Here is a 15,871-nt window from a genome sequence, read left to right on the forward strand (position 1 = left end):
CTGGCCGTCGATCCAGGACTGGTCCAGCCCGGCGATGCGGGCGATGGAGCGGATCTCGGTGTTGATCGCGGCGCGGGTCTGCGCCTCGGGCGGGGCCGGGGTGATGGTGGTGTCGGTCATATGGGTCTCCATGCGGATATGTGCGCCGGGGTCAGCCGGGGTGGGGACAAGGGAAATCTCGTGGGGTGTCCAGCGCACGGCGGTCAGCACCCGCGCGCCGTTGTCGGTGGTCTCGGCCCACTCCTCGACCGAATAGCCGACTGAGACATGGCGCAGGATCCCGGACAGGACGTCCTGCCAAAGCGGTTCCACCTCTGGGCGGGCTGAAAAGCGGATCAGCGCCGTGCCACGCTGGCCATCGACGGCGGCGGATTGCACGCTGCCGAGCACATCGCGGACGGCAAATTGGCGATGGGCATCGAGCACGCTGGCCCCTTGCAACCGCGACAGGTCCACTGCCTGCGGATTGAGGCTGAGGCGTTCAACATACGGGCCAGCCATGTCACGGCGGCGCACCGGTGCGCCAGTCGACCAGATCACCTCGACGGAGCGATCATCGCGGTTGGCGCTGGCCGGGGCCAGGTCGGCACGGCGCGTCAGAAGCGTGACGGTGTCATTCATCGGGAATGTCCTCGTTCTGGACAGGCGGCGCACCGAAGCTCAGGCCCAGCGCATCGGTGCGCGCCTTGTCGGCGGCAATCTCGGCATCGACCTGTTCGGCGTCGTAGCCCCGTTCGGAAATCGCCTGGCGACGGCTTTTGAGACCGGCATTGATCGCGAGGATCTCGGCCTCGACGTCCTTCTTGGGATCGACGTAGTCGAACTTGGGAGGTAGCCATTCGCAGCCCAGATAGGCGGCTGGGTCACGGTCGAAGTCTCGCGCAGGCAGATCGCCCGACAGCACCGCCAGCCGCACGAAGCGGTCCCAGACCGGGCGGCAGAACAGATGCACGACCACGTTGTGCTGCAACTGCTCGACGCGGCGGCGAAACTCGATCAGCCCGGCGCGGATCGAGGAATAGGTCACGCCCTCAAGGTCGCCGGAAACCAGTTCATAGGGCAGGCCCATCCCGGCCGCCACGGCGCGGAGGTGGTTCTTGACAAAGGGGCCATAGGATTCGCTCTCGGTCGGGTTGGAAAACCGGATGTCGGTGCCTGGCGGCAGAGGGATCAGGCTGCCGGGTTCCATGCCAACCGTCAACGCGCCGCCCGAGTTGCTGCCGGTCAAACCGCCCGCCGTTCCATCCGGATCAGTGATGAAGCCGGTGAACAGCGCCGCGACCTTAGCTTTTACCAGCGCCGCATCCTCGAACTGGTCCAACTCGTGCAGCCGCAGCAGCACTGGGGCGAGCCAGGTGATCCCGCGCAGCTGGCCAGCCGCCAGCGGCTTGAACAGGTGCAGACAATCGGTAGCGGGCAAGCGCAGCGGTTCCAGCCGCAGGGAGGTCAGCGGATCGCCGGGCCGGTCGCGCATCACCCAGAACGCTGTGCGCTGCCCAGCGCCGTTGAATTCAATGCCCGCCCGGATGCGCGCGCCGCCGCCGATGTCGCGATGCAGGTCCAGCGGCACCTGGTCGCGGTCCATCAGGTCGATGTGCAGGGGGACAGCCGCGGCATCAGGAACGACACGCAGCCGGGCGAAACTCTCGCCACCCTCGATCATCGCCCGCACGGCCATGGCCTGCAGCCCATAGAAATCGGCAAGCCCACCAGGATCGGCATGATCGGTCCAGCGCAGCCACAGCAGTTGAAGCCGTTCGCGCACCGCTCGGTCGGGATGAGTGGACTGCGGCTTTATGCCTGCGCCGACGACATTGCCTACGAGGCTATCCACCGCCGCCGCGACCCACGGGTTGTTCCGCGCATACCAGCCTGCCCGCCGCGCCGCAGTGGTCGCGCCCGCAAGGATCGCCGTGTTCAGCCCGTCGACCGTCCGCGCCCCCTCCCAACGCCGACCGCGCCCCGCAGCGTCAAAGCCGCGCGTGCGCGTGAAGTCGAGAAGGCGATGAAGGAGCGTCCGCATGGCGCGCAGTGTCTCATGCACGGCATCGTCGGGGTATCAGAGCGGTTGGAAACGGCCGTGAATGTCTGGAAGACACGGATCAGTTCACCGCTGAACGGGTCACCAAGTACTCGAATGCTGGTGCGCATGAGCGGGCGTGATTGTGTTCAATCACTTCGCCTGATACTTCTAACAAAATCAAGGTGTCCGACCGAACCACCAAGAAGCCTCAGCGATAGGAACCCGACACTATCCGCACTGGATCTGGGCCCTAATTGAAGAAACGGTGACAAGAAAAAATGGCAGTGAAGTTTGAATATGTAACAAATCCCACTTCTTCGGTTGTCGGCCCAAGAGGTTATGCTTTGCAGCCCTATGAAATTGAGAAGGCTGTTCATCGGACCCGCTCTATTGTCGACAAACTGGCGAGTTTTGAGGTCAACGTCTTTGAAATACTGGGCATGAGAAACCTCAGCGCCTTTGTGGGAGAAGTCTTTGCGGCTTCAATGATCTTGGAGCACCCGGACCTGCTTCGCAAGAATCCACACCAAGATGGGTATCCCGATTTGCTCTTGATGGACGATGATGGCAATGCGGCATGGGACGCGCTTTCCAAGAGGCTGCGAGAGAAAGGTCCCTTCAGTCCTTTTCCTACCGGTGGTTTTGAGGTTAAGGCAACTTGCGGCAGCGTTCCCACGCCGGCCGCGTGTTTAAAACGCGGTTTCGACAAGCCAGACATCGGCGATCAGAGAATTCACGTTGCAACAGGATATGATTGGAAGGCACATCATCGCGAGACGAATCATCTCTTTGGGATCTACTGGGATTTCATAGAGCGTTGCCCGACCATCGTTGCCGTGTTCTACAGGGCTGATCTTGTTGAGAATGATTGGGGAAAGATTGTTCAGCCCAAGGAAGGCGGAGGCCGGACTACTTCCGTTTCGATCATGACGCGGGACGGCGTCAAGAAAATGTACGAAGGGTGGGTGACAGTGATTAAGTCGTCAACATACGCGTCGTTCTTTGACAAGCATAACAAAGCCAAGCTGATGACAGCTGCAATCAAGCAGCTCTAGCGGCGGTTCGATGCTCAAGGAGAGTTGCAACTAGGTGCTTAAAGATCGCCTCCAAGCCTTTCGGGGGTATACTTTCTCCGATGATTTCGCGTATAGTCTTGTCGGATAGCGTCTTGTTGTCGTCACGTCTCCAGTCAAAATTATAAACGTCAACGGTGTGAAGAATGAAGGCTTCATGGAGCGACAGGACCCGATGTTCCCTCGGGTGCAATTTCTGATCAGAGCAAGCATAGGAGAGGTTCCTAGTCAGAGCACTGGCTGGCAGATCACCACGCATGCGTTTGTATGCACTTGTGAAACCAGACATTAGGCGGAACTCAGTCCCTTCTTGCACCCAAGGCCTTGGTAGAAGTTCGCCACACTTCAAGCAATTCAGTGGCGTGTCGCGATTGGCTTGATTAATGCCCTCTGAGTTGTGTTTCGATCCATGCGTTGGATTCTTGTCGAACCCGCAGGCCGGATTGACGCACTGGTTGTCAAAGGCCCCCTTTCCTGGGGGGGTATTTGAGACCCAGAAATACTTCGAATCGTCGAGAATCGGGACGCGGTGGAAAGAGATGTCTTTGTGAGACGCCATTTTCCTGTTGGCGGCATCAAGCGGCGGCACACCTGAAAGCGCTTCGTCCACCGTAACCCACGGTCGAGTAAAAATGCTTGGATTTTGAGAATGCGTTGCCGTTGGCAAAACTGCCCACTTCTTGAGATTAGTGGGCAGTGACGATTTTAGCATGAAGACTGTTATCAGTCGCTGACGTCGCTGGGGCACCCCGTAGTCAGCAAACTCTACAACGTCCCATTTTCCCTCATAGTCTGGCGCCAAGAGTTCGGAGATGAGCTCGAGAAGGTCGCGCACCTGACCTTCATGCTCGATAACGGCATTCTGCATCTCCGGAACATTCTCGAAGACCACCAGTTTAGGCCGCAGCGCTAGTGCGACTTCCACTGCATCAAGCGCAAGTCTATTGCGCTCATCAAGTTTTGGCTTCACTCCGCTTCGAACACCGTGAAGCAGCTTTCCGCGGCCATTCTTCGACATGCCTTGGCACGGTGGGGTGGCAAAAAGAATATCAAGAGGTCTCCCTTTAAGCCTGTTCTTGGCCTCCCGGATGACTTCTGCCTTTGTCTTGCGAATATCGCCCTCGACCATTGTTGTGTTTGGGTAATTGGATCGAAAAACGGAAGCACGGTCGGGCAGCAGTTCGGATGCTACAAGGACATCAACCCCAACGGCACGAAGGGCAAGGTCGCCGATCCCTCCACCCGAAAACAGGCTAACGCCCTTAAACGCGTCTCTCTTTTCGCTAGTATCATAGTGTGCTGTCATCGGCCCAGCATGCTCCCATTTTCGACAGTGACTCCACCCTTCTGCCGCACGCTATGGTGTAGGTGACCGCATCGTCATCGAAATGTTGCGTAGCACGAAAACGGGTCTCCAATCCAGTCGATAGTCCTGGCTTGGTTGGAGATCACTCGTAGAACGGAGAGAGCGGTATGTCCTCTAACCCATCCAAGCCGACCTTATAGCCCGTGTTGGTGGTGCGCCGTGCGTCACAGGTGGCGAGACTGGCCCTGCCGCCTCCGTGTTCAACCGCATCCCCATGCTGATCAGCCCGTGCAAGGCGGCGTGGGCGTAGACGAAGGTGTCCAGCGCTTCGTTGCGTTCGCCGTCGCGCTTTGGTTGCCAGGAACGGATTGGGCGGCCGCGTTCGAAGCGGGTGACGACGCGTTCGGCGGTCAGCTGGCGGAAGTAGTCGGCATCGAGGCGGCGGGGGAAGTGGATGGCGCCGGGGCCGGGTTCGGTCAGTTTCAGGCGGGCGTAGACGGCGTCCTTCACGGCATCGACGCCGACGATGAAGAGCGGGATCTTTGCCTTGTTGCTGCGGGTGGGGCGACGGGGCCAGACCGGGATGCCGGGGCCACCGCGGCCCTTGATCGCCCAGACGCGGCGGGCAAGGCGGGTGCGGCAGAACTCGTAGGCCATCTTGGTGTGGTGGCCGCCGGTATCGACGGCGACTGCACGCACGGGCAGGTCGCCCCAAGTCCCGTTCAGCACGACGTCCAGGTCAGACCAGAGGCGCGGGCCGGATGGATCGCCCCATAGCACGCGGTAGTCGATGACCCATGCCTCCTCGTCGCGGCCCCAGCCGACGATCTGCACCTCGATCCGGTCGCCCTGCACATCGACGCCCGCCGTCAAAGGCGTGGCGGCCCGCCGGATCGAACGGGCCGCCGCCGTCAGGCCCGCGCCAGACGCCTGACAACCGAGATGAAGCGATCCACCTCGTCGCAGGTATTGTAGAAGGCCAGCGACGGCCGCACCGTCGCCTCCAGCCCGAAGCGGCGCAGGATCGGCTGGGCGCAATGATGCCCCGACCTGACGGCGATGCCTTCGGAGTTCAGCGCGCGGCCGACGTCCTCGGGCTTCATTCCTTCCAGCACAAAGGACAGCACCGACGCCTTGTCGCGCGCGGTTCCGATCAGCCGCACGCCCTTGATCGGCGCCAGTTGGTGGGTGGCGTAGGCCAGCAGGTCGTGTTCGTAGCGTGCGATGGTCTCGATCCCGATCCGGTCGACATAGTCCAGCGCGGCACCAAGGCCCACCGCGTCCGCAATGTTGCCGGTGCCGGCCTCGAACCTATGCGGTGGCGGTTGGAATACCGTCCGCTCGAAGGTCACGTCGGCGATCATGTTGCCTCCGCCCTGCCAGGGAGGCATGTCGTCAAGCAGCGCCTTTCGGCCAAAGACGGCGCCGATGCCCGTGGGGCCGAACACCTTGTGGCCCGAGAAGACGAAGAAATCCGCCCCGATCGCCTGCACGTCCACCCGCATGTGGCTGACCGATTGCGCGCCATCGACCAGCGCCACGGCACCTGCGCGATGGGCAAGCTCCACGATCTCCGCCACCGGCACCACGGTGCCAAGCGCGTTTGACACCTGCGTGACGGCCACGATCTTTGTCCGGGCCGAGATCAGCCGCCGCGCTTCCTCAAGGATCACCTGGCCGCTGTCATCGACCGGGATCACCTTCAGCCGCGCGCCTTTTTCCTGCGCCAGTTGTTGCCAGGGCACGATGTTGGCGTGGTGTTCAAGCTGCGAGACGAGGATCTCGTCGCCGTCGCCGATGTTCTTCGTCCCCCAGGTTCTGGCGATCAGGTTGATCCCTTCCGTCGCGCCACGGACGAAGATGATCTCGTCCGCGGATGAGGCGCCAAGGAAGGCCCGGACCGTCTCGCGCGCCTTTTCATAGGCGTCGGTCGCGCGGGCGGCCAGGTCGTGCGCCGCGCGGTGAATGTTCGAGTTCTCGTGCCGGTAGAAATGGTCCAGCCGATTCAGCACCGCCAGCGGCTTCTGCGTGGTGGCGGCGTTGTCGAACCAGACCAGCGGCCGGCCGTTCACGCGCTCTTGCAGGATCGGAAAGTCGCGCCGCACCGCATGAACGTCGAAGGCCGGATGACCGGAGGCGGGCACTTGCGGAACCGCGGGCCGCGCCGGAACGAAGTAGAACTCGGGTTCGGTCGGTGCGGGTGCCGTCGGCAGGGCAGGGGGAGCAGTGCCGCCTGCCAGCAACGCACGCAGATCGTCCTCGCCCGGAAGGCCGTGGCTGCGTGCGCTGACCCGATCCTCGCGCGGCGGGCGTTCCGTGGGAATCGGCGGCCGCGCCGCCTGCGGCATGGCCAGCGAATGGCCCCCGAAACGGCCATTCACGGCAGGCGGCACGATGGCCGCATGATCCGGCAGCCCGTTCGCCGCCGCCGCATGGGGCAGCAGGGCGGGGGCCGAGGCGATGCCGGCCAGCGCCTGTTCCGGCGTGGAGGGCACGACATTGGCGCCGGGGGCAAGCGTCCCCGGCAACATGGGCCCGTTCGCCAGCGGCCCGGGCGCAAGGCCCGGGGGCAGGGGGGCGTTCGGCACCGGATGGGCGAACGGCCCGCCGGCCGAAAGCGGTGCCGTGGTTCCCGGCAGGGCTGCGAAGAACTGGTTGGCCAAGGCCGTCAGCAGCCCCACGTCCGGCAAGCCCGCCGCTGCGGGCGCGAGGTCACTTGTAGCTGTCGGGATAGTCATGGAACTTGCCGATCTCCACATCCTCGAGCACCGCCAGCGCATCGGGCGACTGCACCACCAGCGAGCAGTAGAGGCTGATCAGGTAAGAGGCGATGGCCGAGCGGTTGATGCCCATGAAGCGCACCGACAGACCCGGGCTTTGCTCACCCGCCAGCCCCGGCTGGTAAAGCCCCACCACGCCCTGCCGCTTGTCGCCCACCCGCAGAAGCAGGATCTTTGTGCGGCCGTCCACCACCGGAACCTTGTCCGAGGGGATGATCGGCAGGCCGCGCCAGGTCAGGAACTGCGCGCCGAACAGGCTGACGGTGGCCGGCGGCACGCCGCGCCTTGTGCATTCCCGCCCGAAGGCCGCAATCGCGTCGGGATGGGTCAGGAAGAAGGCGGGCTCTTTCCAGACCTTCGCGATCAGAAGATCCAGATCGTCCGGCGTCGGCGCGCCGGTCAGCGGAAAAAGCACCTGCCCCTTGGCCACATTCGCCAGAAGCCCGTAGTCGGGGTTGTTGATCAGCTGGCTTTCCTGCGTCTCCTTGATCGTCTCGATGGCAAGGCGCAACTGTTCCTTCACCTGATCGAAGGGGCTGGAATAAAGGTCGCTGACGCGGGTGTGGACATCCAGCACCGTCGAGACGCCGTTCAGGAAATACTCGCGCGGGGTTTCGTCATAGTTGACGAAGGTCTGCGGCAGCTCTGCCTCGTCGCGCTCGGTGCAGGCCACCAGAACGTCCTCGGGGTTCTTCACCCGGTTCAGGCGGTAGATGCCGGCCTCGACGGGCAGCCATTGCAGCAGATGGACCAGCCAGCGCGGGCTGATGGTGGGCAGGATCGGCGCGGTCTTGGTCGCATTGGCAAGCTGGCGCGCGGCACTGTCGCTGAGGGCTGCCTGGGGCAGAAGGTCTGCCATTGTCTGTTACTCCGGGAACTGGTTGAAAGTGTTGGTATCGGGCTCGGGAGAGGGATCAGGCGGTTTGCCTCTCCGGCGGCCGGTCCGTGGAATGCGGGTGGGCCTGCGAGACGATGGCGTGGGGCGGCACGTTCTCGGTCACCCAGACGCTGCCGCCAAGGATGGCGCCGCGCCCGATGGTGACACGGCCGAGAACCGTGGCGCCGGAATAGATGATGACGTCGTCCTCGACGATCGGATGGCGGGGCATGCCTTTGATGGCGCGCCCCTCGGCGTCGGTCGGAAAGCTTTTTGCGCCAAGCGTCACGCCCTGGAACAGCTGCACCCGATGGCCTTTGACGAGGCGATCGCGCTCGATCAGCCCTGGACCGATTTCCGCGGGGGCCGGCATGCCCGCATGATTGGCCGCCCGGTCGGATTTCACGCCATGCGGGGGATCGCCGCGCATACGAACGGCTTTCAGACTGCACGGGCGTTTCACCTGCTTCAGATGCTTCTTGGCTGCATCGAGGTGCCGGGCGGCATGCGCTTCCGGCCGCCTTACCCAAGGCCGATGTCCGCCCATCCCGTGCCGCATTTCCGCGCCCGGCCCGGACAGCCGCTGGACGGACCGCATCTGGGCTTTCCCCGTGGCCCGGCGGATCTTGCACTGACCGAGGACGGCCACCCGGCGAGGATCGACGAGGCCTTCAGCTGGGATGCCCCCTTCGCCGCGCATGGACTCATGCAGCGGGTGATCGCCAATGCCCATGCCGGGAGGCCCTACCGGATCGATACGCTGTTTCTGTACATGGCGAACATGGCGTGGAACTCGTCCATGAACCCGGCCGAGGTCGCGCGGATGCTGACTGACACCGATCCCGACGGCAGCTACCGCATTCCCCACATCATCCTGTCGGATGCCTATGCGTCGGAAACCGTGGCCTATGCCGATCTGGTCCTGCCCGACACCACCTATCTGGAGCGTCATGACGCAATCTCGCTGCTGGACCGTCCGGCCAGTCGCGCCGACCAGGCGGTGGACGCCATCCGCTGGCCGATCACTGCCCCCGACCGGGATGTGCGGCCGTTCCAGTCGGTGCTGATCGACCTTGGCCACCGGCTGGGCCTGCCGGGGTTTGCCGAAGCGGATGGCTCGGCCACCTATGCCGATTATGCCGACTATCTGGTGAGGCACCAGCGCCGGCCCGGCATCGGGCCGCTGGCCGGCTGGCGCGGCGATGGATCGGCGCAGGGACGCGGCGCCCCCAACCCCGACCAGCTGGCCCGTTACATCGAGGCGGGCGGGGTCTTTTCCGCGGAAGTGCCGCCCGAGGCCGCCTTCTTCAAGCCCTGGAACCGGGCATGGCAGGACTGGGCGGTGGGCATGGGATTTCAGGACCGGCCGCAGCCTTATCTCTTCACGATCTGGAGCGAGCCTTTGCGGCGCTTCCAGCTTGCCGCGCTGGGGCACGGCCCGTACCAGCCGCCGGATGAGATGCGGCCCCGGCTGCTGGCCGCGATGGATCCCTTGCCCGAATGGACGCCGCCGGACAGCGATGCGCAGGCGGCCGAGTTCCCGCTTCACGCGCTGACGCAAAGGCCCGCGGCGATGTATCATTCGTGGGGGTCGATGAACGGCTGGCTGCGGCAGATCCTGGGGCGGAACGTGCTGTTCGTGCCCACGGTCGAGTGGGAGCGGCTGGGGTTTCAGGACGGCGACTGGGCGCGCCTGACCTCTACGGCCGGCTGGATCGAGAGTCCCGTCGCGCGGATGTCGGCGCTCAATCCCGGTACGGTCTGGACATGGAACGCCATCGGCAAGCGCAAGGGGGCCTGGGCGCTGGACGATGATGCACCCGAGGCGCGCGTGGGCTTCCTGCTGAACCATCTGATGCACGATCTTCTGCCCGACAGCCATGAGGGGGGCGGGCGCCGGGCCAATGCCGATCCGGTGACGGGTCAGGCCGCGTGGTTCGACCTGAGGGTGCGGCTCGATCGGATCGGCCCACGATTGCAGGTCCGACCCGCCTTCGCGCCGATCCGGTTGACCGTCCGGGGGCGGCGATGACAGGCGGCCGGAAGCTTGCACTCGTCATCGACCTCGACGCCTGCGTGGGCTGTCACGCCTGCACCGTCGCCTGCAAGGGCTGGCACGCGCTGAGCCCCGCGACGACGCTGGGTGACCGCGACAGCCACGGCGCCGCGCCCGAGGGCGCCTTTCTCACCCGCGTCCATTGCTATGAGATCGAAAACGAAACCGGGCCGGCGCAGATCCTTTCCTTTCCAAGGGTTTGCCAGCACTGCGAGGATCCGCCCTGTGTTCCTGTCTGCCCGACCGGCGCCAGCCACCTGCGCCTTGACGGGGTGGTTGCGATCGACGATGCGCGCTGCCTTGGCTGCGGGCTTTGCGCCTGGGCCTGCCCCTACGGCGCGCGGGAACTCGATCCGGTGGCGGGCGTGATGCGGAAATGCACGCTCTGCCTCGACCTGCCACAGGATCCTTCGCGCCCCGAGGATGACAGTGCGCCCGCCTGCGTGCGGGCCTGCCCGACCGGCGCCCGCCATGTGGGCGACCTTGGCGATCCGCATAGCCCGCTCAGCCGCCTGGTCGCCGAGCGTGGCGGCTTCGCCCTGCTGCCCGAACTGGGCACCCGGCCAGCGGGCAGGTATCTGCCGCCCCGCCCGAAGGACGCGGCGCCCGCGGTGCCGCCGCTGTCGCCGATTGCGCCGGGGCAGGGGGTGCGGGCCTGGATCGACCGTTTGGCGGGGCGGCGCTGATGCGGCCCGCCCCGTCACTTCTTCTGTTCACCGTCCTGTCGGGGATAGGCTTCGGAACGCTGGCCCTTGCGGCGCTGGCGAGGGCGAGCCCGAGCGTCTGGGCCGCGGGCTATGCGCTTGCACTTGCAGGCCTTGTGGCCTCGACCTTCCATCTTGCACATCCGCTGCGGGCCCGGTTCGCCTTCCGCCGGCTGCGGACAAGCTGGCTTTCGCGCGAGGCATGGGGCGCTGTCGCTGCCCTTGCGCTGCTCATGCCGGTGGCGCTGGCCGATCTGGCCGGAGGTCCGCGGCCAATCTTTTGGGGGATGGCTGGGGGACTTGCCTGCCTTGGCACGGTGATCTCGACCGCGATGATCTACGGCCAGTTGCGCGCTGTTCCGCGCTGGCATCACTGGTCCACGCCAGCCCTGTTTCCGGGGTTTGCCGCGGCGGGGGGCGCCCTGATCGCGATGCCGGGGCCGTGGGCGGCAGCCCTCTGCGTGGCCCTCTCGGCGGGCCTTGCTGCAAGCTTCGTCTCGGGCGACCGGCATGTGGCGCGATGTGCCTTGACCACGGGTCGCGTGACAGGTCTGGCCCGCTTCGGTCGGGTGCGCAGCTTCGAGCCGCCTTCAACCGGCCCGACATGGCTGACGCGCGAAATCGTCACGGGTCGGCCCCGTTCACGGGTGCTGCGCGGACTGGCGGTCCTTCTTGCGGGTGTGGCCCCGGCTGCGGTCCTGATCCTTGCGCCCGGGGCTGTGCCGCTGGCCGGCGCCTTGCATCTGGCGGGGGCGTTCGTCGCCCGCTGGCTGTTCTTTGCCGAGGCGCGCCATGTTGCGGGCCTGTTCCACGGGGTGCCACTGGCACCTGCGCCGAAGGCAGCGTTGAAGCCCGCCCCCGCGGCCAGAGGCTGATCCCCCGCTGATCGACGAAGGATCCCCCACCCGGAGCACGGCCATCGCGCCGGGTGGGGGCAGGGCGCTATTCGGCCGCGCGGGATGCTGCCCGCGCCGCAGAATAGCGGTTTTCGGGGTAGGGAAGCCCAAGGTTTTCGCGCAGGGTCCGGCCCTCATAGGCGGTGCGGAACAGGCCGCGGCGCTGAAGTTCGGGGATCACCAGATCCACGAAATCGTCCAGTGCGGTGGGCAGCCACGGCGGCAGGATGTTGAACCCGTCCGCGGCTCCGGTTTCGAACCACTCCTGAAGCGTGTCCGCAATCTGCGTGGCCGATCCGATGACCGTGAAATGCCCGCGGGCCGAGGCGACCCAGCGGTAAAGCTGGCGGATGGTGAAGCCGTTCTCGTCGGCGATCCGGCGGATCAGCTCCTGCCGGCTTTTCATGCCCTCGGTCGGCGGGGCGGGCGGCAATGGACCGTCAAGGTCATGGCCCTTCAGATCCAGCGTTCCGCCGGTCAGGCCGTTCAGCAGCCCGATCCCGTCCTCTTCAAGGATCAACCCGGTCAGCCGGTCGTATTTCTCGCGCGCCTCGTCCTCGGTGCGGCCGACGAAGGGCGAGACGCCGGGCATGATCAGCACATGGTCGGGATTGCGGCCATGGGCGCGGGCGCGGGCCTTCACATCCGCGTAGAACTCGCGCGCGGTCTCGACATTCTGGTGGGCGGTGAAGATCACCTCGGCATGGGCGCCGGCGAAATCGCGACCGTCCTCGGACTGGCCCGCCTGCACGATGACCGGATGCCCCTGCGCCGAGCGCGGCACGTTGAGCGGCCCCTTCACGCTGAAATGCGCGCCCTTGTGGTCCGCGTCATGCAGCTTTTCGGGATCGAAGAACACCCCGGTCTCCTTGTCGCGCAGGAAGGCGTCATCTTCGAAGCTGTCCCACAGTTTCCTGACCACATCGACATGTTCGTGTGCGCGCCGGTAGCGGTCGGCGTGGGGAAGCTGGGTGTCGCGGTTGAAGTTCTGCGCCGTGGCGTCGCCGGTGGTCGTGACCACGTTCCACCCCGCGCGCCCGCCCGAGATCAGGTCGAGCGAGGCGAACTTGCGGGCCGTGGTGTAGGGTTCCTCGTAGGTGGTCGAGGATGTGGCGATGAAGCCCAGGTGCTGGGTCAGCGGCGCCAGCGCCGAGAACAGGGTGACCGGCTCGAACCCCGCGACGCGGGCATTGCCACCTTCGCGCGCACCGCCAAAGCCCACGGCCAGGCCGTCTGCAAGGAAATAGGCGTCGAACAGCCCGCGTTCGGCGGTCTCGGCAAGGCGGCGGTGGAAGGCAAAGCTGGTCGCGCCATCGGCGGGTTGGTCCGGGTGGCGCCACGAGGCGATGTGCTGGCCGCCGCCGGGCAGGAAGGCGCCCAATCGGATCTTGCGGGTCATGGAGTGCTCCTTTGCTGAGGACGGAAGGGAAATCGGATCAGGCGGGCAGAAGCGCGGGCCCTGTCGTCCGGACAGGGCCGAGCCAGGACGAAAACTGCCCCACCGCGCGCTGGATGCGGTCCAGCAGGACCGGCGAGGATGGCTCGCCGTCGGTGAAATCGGCATTCGCGGCATAGATGCCGGTGGGAAGGGTCTGCGCCTCGAAGAAGCCGAACAACGGCCGCAGCTGGTGCTCGATCACCAGCGCGTGCCGGCTGCCGCCGCCGGTGGCGAGAAGAAGGACCGGCTTGCCGATCAGGGCTTCGGGCTCGATCAGGTCGAAGAGATGCTTGAAAAGGCCGGTATAGCTGCCCTTGTAGACCGGGCTGCCAACGATCAGCGCATCGGCGGCAAGCAGATCCTGCACGATGCGGGCGGCACGCGGGTGCAGCTCGTCCAGCCGTGCGGCCTGACCCAGCGAGGGTTGCAGATCGGACAGATCGTGCAGGCCGGCGGTTCCGCCGAAGGCCGTGGTCGTCGCGGTCACGGCATGTGCGACCAGCGCCCGGGTTTTCGAGGGGCGGCCGAGGCCACCTGCAAATCCGACGATCCTGTGGGTCATCATGGGCTCCTGTACGCGACCTGGTTGGTCGCATTTGACGTCCGGGGGCGAGGGTGCTTGCCAAGGATGGCCGGTTGAAGAGAGGGGCGTTCTCTCGGTGCCCCTGCCGGAAGGGGTTTGGCTTCCGGGAACCCGAAGAGCGACTTGCGGGCAACGGCGGGGCCGCGCCAGCGCGGCGCGACCCCGAGGGCTGACCTTCAGGCAAGGATCTGAACCTGTCGGTCGACCGCCAGCGCAAGAAGGCCCAGGGACAAGGCCTTTTCTTCCTCCGCAGGATATGGCCGCAGTGCGGGGGCATCCGCGGCCTCGAGGCCGGTCACAAGAGCGGAAAGCAGTCGTGCCGCGCCGGCACGCCCGGCATGGCCCGCGGTCAGCGCCCCCAGACCGGAGGCGCTGCCGGCATCGACGAAGGCTATCCCCCGACGCCCAGCCAGAGCGCGGTCGTCCGCGCCGCCGATCACAAGGCTGGCGCCGCTCGTCAGGATGGCTTCGGTCCGGCTCGCGGCGTCGGGTGCGAAGATCGCCCCTTCGGCGGTCAGCGCGGGTCGCAGGGCCGCGGGCGGCTCGTCCGTCACGACAAGGGCTGCGATTTTCCAGCCCAGCACCGTGGTCAGGAACCGCGCAAGGCCCGGCGCGGCAAGGCTTCCGCCGATCACCGCGACCCGCTGCCGCCCGGCGCTGACCAGCCGGCCAAGGATCTGGTTCAGCAGGTAGTCCTCGTGCCGGCGCTCGGACGCAAGGAAAGCCTCGGCCGCGCCATCCAGCGGTCGGCCAAGCGCCTCGGACAGGCGGCGGAGCAGCGCCTCGGCCGCCGCGATCCCGACCGGAAGACCCTCGGCCACGACGGTCGGAATTCCGAACCGTTGCCGCAGCGCCTCGGCCGGGCCAAGCCCCCAAGGCGACAGCACCAGGCTCGCCTCGGCCCGTCCCAGCGCGTGCAGCGCGTCCAGCCCGCCCGCCGGGCCGAAGATCGGATTGGCGCGCAGGCCGATGCCGGCCAGAAGGCGCGAGAGTTCCTCGATCTCGGACAGCCAGTGCGGATCGATCCCGGGCACGATGCCGAGGATGTTGATCCGCGGCACATCGGCCGGCTCGGCGCGCGGCTCCAGCCGGCTGGCGAATGCGGACAGCAGAAGGTCGTAGCCCGCGCGCGCCGGGCCGCGGAAGCCGGCGGTCTGGATGTCGATCACCGCCTCGCCCTGCGATGTCACCTCCTTGACCATTGCGGCCACATCGTCGCCGATCATCTCGGTCGGGCAACCGGTCAGGACGGTCACAAGCCCGCCCCGGACCACGGCGAGCGTGTTCTTGATCTCTTCGCGCAGACGCGAGGTGCCGCCGAAGACGACATGCTTTTCGGCAAGATTGGTCGAAGCCACAAGCGGCAGTCCGGGCGGGGCACCGGACAGCTCGCCCGTCACGCCCGCGCCGGCGCGAAGGGCGCAGCCGGGCGTGGAATGCACCAGCGGGATCACGCCCGGGATGGCAGCAGCCGTCAGGATAGCGCCGTGCAGGGCGCAGGATGCCTGCGGGCCGACAAGCGGGCGGGCCATCAGCGCACCTCCTGCTTGATGTGCCAGTCGGGGCTTCGGTTCAGCCGCGCCCCGCCCGAGGGCGCATATTTGTCGATCGCCTTGAACAGGTTGTTGGCGGCAAAGATCGCCATGAAATCCGACGAGGTGACGACGAAGGCGCGATCTGCGATGCCGTCGCGGATCGGCACGGCAAAGCCGCCGCAGACCACGTCGCCCAGCACGTCGTAAAGCACGTAGTCGGGCTGGAAGGTCTCGAACACGCGCAAGTCTTCCAGCAGATCGACGGCGGCCGAGATCCCGCGGCCCGCGCAGCCGACGCCGGGAACCGGGCCACCGGCCTCGATGCAGAGGACGCCGCCGAAGCCGGTGGCCGAGATCTCTTCGAGTTTCGGCTTGCGCGAACGGTCGCGCAGGCTGTCGAGCACGGTGGGAAGCTCGGCGCCCCCGCGAAGAATGGTGGTGGAGTCGCTCTTCGGGTCGCAGCCGATCTGGATGACGCGGTGACCCGCTTCGGCCAGCGCGGCGGCAATGTTCGAGGTGGTGGTGGATTTGCCGATGCCACCCTTGCCGTAGATGGCGATATGGCGGGGTTCTGTGCTGCTCACGGGAGGAACCTGTCGA

General features: G+C 65.9%; 14 protein-coding genes and 1 pseudogene. 4 read left to right on the forward strand and 11 right to left on the reverse strand.

Going from position 1 to position 15,871, the window contains the following annotated elements; genetic code table 11:
* On the reverse strand, positions 1-621 hold a 621-nt coding region (locus tag CRO07_RS15100), incomplete at its 3' end, for an HK97 family phage prohead protease (RefSeq protein ID WP_176504589.1).
* Positions 614-2,023, reverse strand: coding sequence for a phage portal protein (locus CRO07_RS15105; RefSeq protein WP_097031508.1), 1,410 nt, complete (start codon positions 2,021-2,023; stop codon positions 614-616). The genes CRO07_RS15100 and CRO07_RS15105, both read right to left, overlap by 8 nt.
* A gap of 278 nt (positions 2,024-2,301) precedes the next feature.
* On the opposite strand from CRO07_RS15105, the gene CRO07_RS18950 reads away from it, so the two are divergent.
* Positions 2,302-3,078 (forward strand): hypothetical protein, encoded by a 777-nt coding sequence (locus CRO07_RS18950; protein WP_204840025.1) that lies wholly within the window; start codon positions 2,302-2,304, stop codon positions 3,076-3,078.
* Here the strand turns inward: CRO07_RS18950 and CRO07_RS15115 are convergent.
* The 5 genes from CRO07_RS15115 to CRO07_RS15135 all read right to left on the reverse strand — a co-directional run bounded on the left by CRO07_RS15115 (position 3,065) and on the right by CRO07_RS15135 (position 8,291).
* Entirely contained in the window at positions 3,065-4,402 is a 1,338-nt protein-coding gene (locus CRO07_RS15115; protein ID WP_097031509.1) for a DNA cytosine methyltransferase, read from the reverse strand. The two genes, CRO07_RS18950 and CRO07_RS15115, sit on opposite strands and share 14 nt — an antisense overlap.
* A gap of 174 nt (positions 4,403-4,576) precedes the next feature.
* Complete coding sequence (locus CRO07_RS15120) at positions 4,577-5,275, reverse strand: terminase gpA endonuclease subunit (protein ID WP_235841030.1); 699 nt, start codon at positions 5,273-5,275, stop codon at positions 4,577-4,579.
* A 38-nt stretch (positions 5,276-5,313) separates the two neighbouring features.
* The gene (locus CRO07_RS15125) at positions 5,314-7,140 is read right to left on the reverse strand and encodes a family 2A encapsulin nanocompartment cargo protein cysteine desulfurase (protein WP_097031510.1); all 1,827 of its coding nucleotides are present in this window, start codon (positions 7,138-7,140) and stop codon (positions 5,314-5,316) included.
* On the reverse strand, positions 7,115-8,041 hold the full coding sequence (locus CRO07_RS15130; RefSeq protein ID WP_097031511.1) for a family 2A encapsulin nanocompartment shell protein: 927 nt from the start codon (positions 8,039-8,041) through the stop codon (positions 7,115-7,117). The genes CRO07_RS15125 and CRO07_RS15130 overlap by 26 nt, the downstream gene beginning before the upstream one ends.
* 55 nt (positions 8,042-8,096) lie before the next feature.
* Positions 8,097-8,291 carry a hypothetical protein gene (locus CRO07_RS15135; protein ID WP_407919639.1) on the reverse strand — a complete coding sequence of 65 codons (195 nt, stop codon included), beginning with the start codon at positions 8,289-8,291 and terminating at the stop codon, positions 8,097-8,099.
* Between the two features lie 66 nt (positions 8,292-8,357).
* On the opposite strand from CRO07_RS15135, the pseudogene CRO07_RS15140 reads away from it, so the two are divergent.
* The 3 genes and pseudogenes from CRO07_RS15140 to CRO07_RS15150 form a co-directional block, all read left to right on the forward strand.
* Positions 8,358-10,091 (forward strand): annotated as a pseudogene (locus tag CRO07_RS15140) (molybdopterin-dependent oxidoreductase); the annotation flags it as partial.
* A complete protein-coding gene (locus CRO07_RS15145; RefSeq protein ID WP_097031512.1) occupies positions 10,088-10,801 on the forward strand; it encodes a 4Fe-4S dicluster domain-containing protein in 714 nt (237 codons plus the stop codon). The pseudogene CRO07_RS15140 and the gene CRO07_RS15145, both read left to right, overlap by 4 nt.
* A complete protein-coding gene (locus CRO07_RS15150; RefSeq protein WP_097031513.1) occupies positions 10,801-11,694 on the forward strand; it encodes a dimethyl sulfoxide reductase anchor subunit family protein in 894 nt (297 codons plus the stop codon). The genes CRO07_RS15145 and CRO07_RS15150 overlap by 1 nt, the downstream gene beginning before the upstream one ends.
* 67 nt (positions 11,695-11,761) lie before the next feature.
* Here the strand turns inward: CRO07_RS15150 and CRO07_RS15155 are convergent, their stop codons facing one another.
* From CRO07_RS15155 to CRO07_RS15170, 4 genes are all read right to left on the reverse strand, one after another.
* Positions 11,762-13,114 carry an LLM class flavin-dependent oxidoreductase gene (locus CRO07_RS15155; RefSeq protein ID WP_097031514.1) on the reverse strand — a complete coding sequence of 451 codons (1,353 nt, stop codon included), beginning with the start codon at positions 13,112-13,114 and terminating at the stop codon, positions 11,762-11,764.
* 37 nt (positions 13,115-13,151) lie between these two features.
* Positions 13,152-13,715 (reverse strand): FMN reductase, encoded by a 564-nt coding sequence (gene msuE, locus CRO07_RS15160; RefSeq protein ID WP_097031515.1) that lies wholly within the window; start codon positions 13,713-13,715, stop codon positions 13,152-13,154.
* 197 nt (positions 13,716-13,912) lie between these two features.
* On the reverse strand, positions 13,913-15,268 hold the full coding sequence (locus tag CRO07_RS15165; protein ID WP_097031516.1) for a nitrogenase component 1: 1,356 nt from the start codon (positions 15,266-15,268) through the stop codon (positions 13,913-13,915).
* A complete protein-coding gene (locus tag CRO07_RS15170; protein ID WP_235841032.1) occupies positions 15,268-15,855 on the reverse strand; it encodes a nucleotide-binding protein in 588 nt (195 codons plus the stop codon). Before CRO07_RS15170 ends, CRO07_RS15165 begins: the two co-directional genes overlap by 1 nt.
* Between the last annotated feature and the right edge of the window lie 16 nt (positions 15,856-15,871).

This window comes from Cereibacter ovatus, from assembly GCF_900207575.1.
Lineage (GTDB): Bacteria > Pseudomonadota > Alphaproteobacteria > Rhodobacterales > Rhodobacteraceae > Cereibacter_A > Cereibacter_A ovatus.

Coding starts and splice junctions, on each gene's coding strand:
- CRO07_RS15105 (WP_097031508.1), bottom strand. CDS start 2,023: ATGCGGACGCTCCTTCATCGCCTTCTCGACTTCACGCGCACGCGCGGC.
- CRO07_RS18950 (WP_204840025.1), top strand. CDS start 2,302: ATGGCAGTGAAGTTTGAATATGTAACAAATCCCACTTCTTCGGTTGTC.
- CRO07_RS15115 (WP_097031509.1), bottom strand. CDS start 4,402: ATGACAGCACACTATGATACTAGCGAAAAGAGAGACGCGTTTAAGGGC.
- CRO07_RS15125 (WP_097031510.1), bottom strand. CDS start 7,140: ATGACTATCCCGACAGCTACAAGTGACCTCGCGCCCGCAGCGGCGGGC.
- CRO07_RS15130 (WP_097031511.1), bottom strand. CDS start 8,041: ATGGCAGACCTTCTGCCCCAGGCAGCCCTCAGCGACAGTGCCGCGCGC.
- CRO07_RS15135 (WP_407919639.1), bottom strand. CDS start 8,291: ATGCCCCGCCATCCGATCGTCGAGGACGACGTCATCATCTATTCCGGC.
- CRO07_RS15145 (WP_097031512.1), top strand. CDS start 10,088: ATGACAGGCGGCCGGAAGCTTGCACTCGTCATCGACCTCGACGCCTGC.
- CRO07_RS15150 (WP_097031513.1), top strand. CDS start 10,801: ATGCGGCCCGCCCCGTCACTTCTTCTGTTCACCGTCCTGTCGGGGATA.
- CRO07_RS15155 (WP_097031514.1), bottom strand. CDS start 13,114: ATGACCCGCAAGATCCGATTGGGCGCCTTCCTGCCCGGCGGCGGCCAG.
- msuE (WP_097031515.1), bottom strand. CDS start 13,715: ATGACCCACAGGATCGTCGGATTTGCAGGTGGCCTCGGCCGCCCCTCG.
- CRO07_RS15165 (WP_097031516.1), bottom strand. CDS start 15,268: ATGGCCCGCCCGCTTGTCGGCCCGCAGGCATCCTGCGCCCTGCACGGC.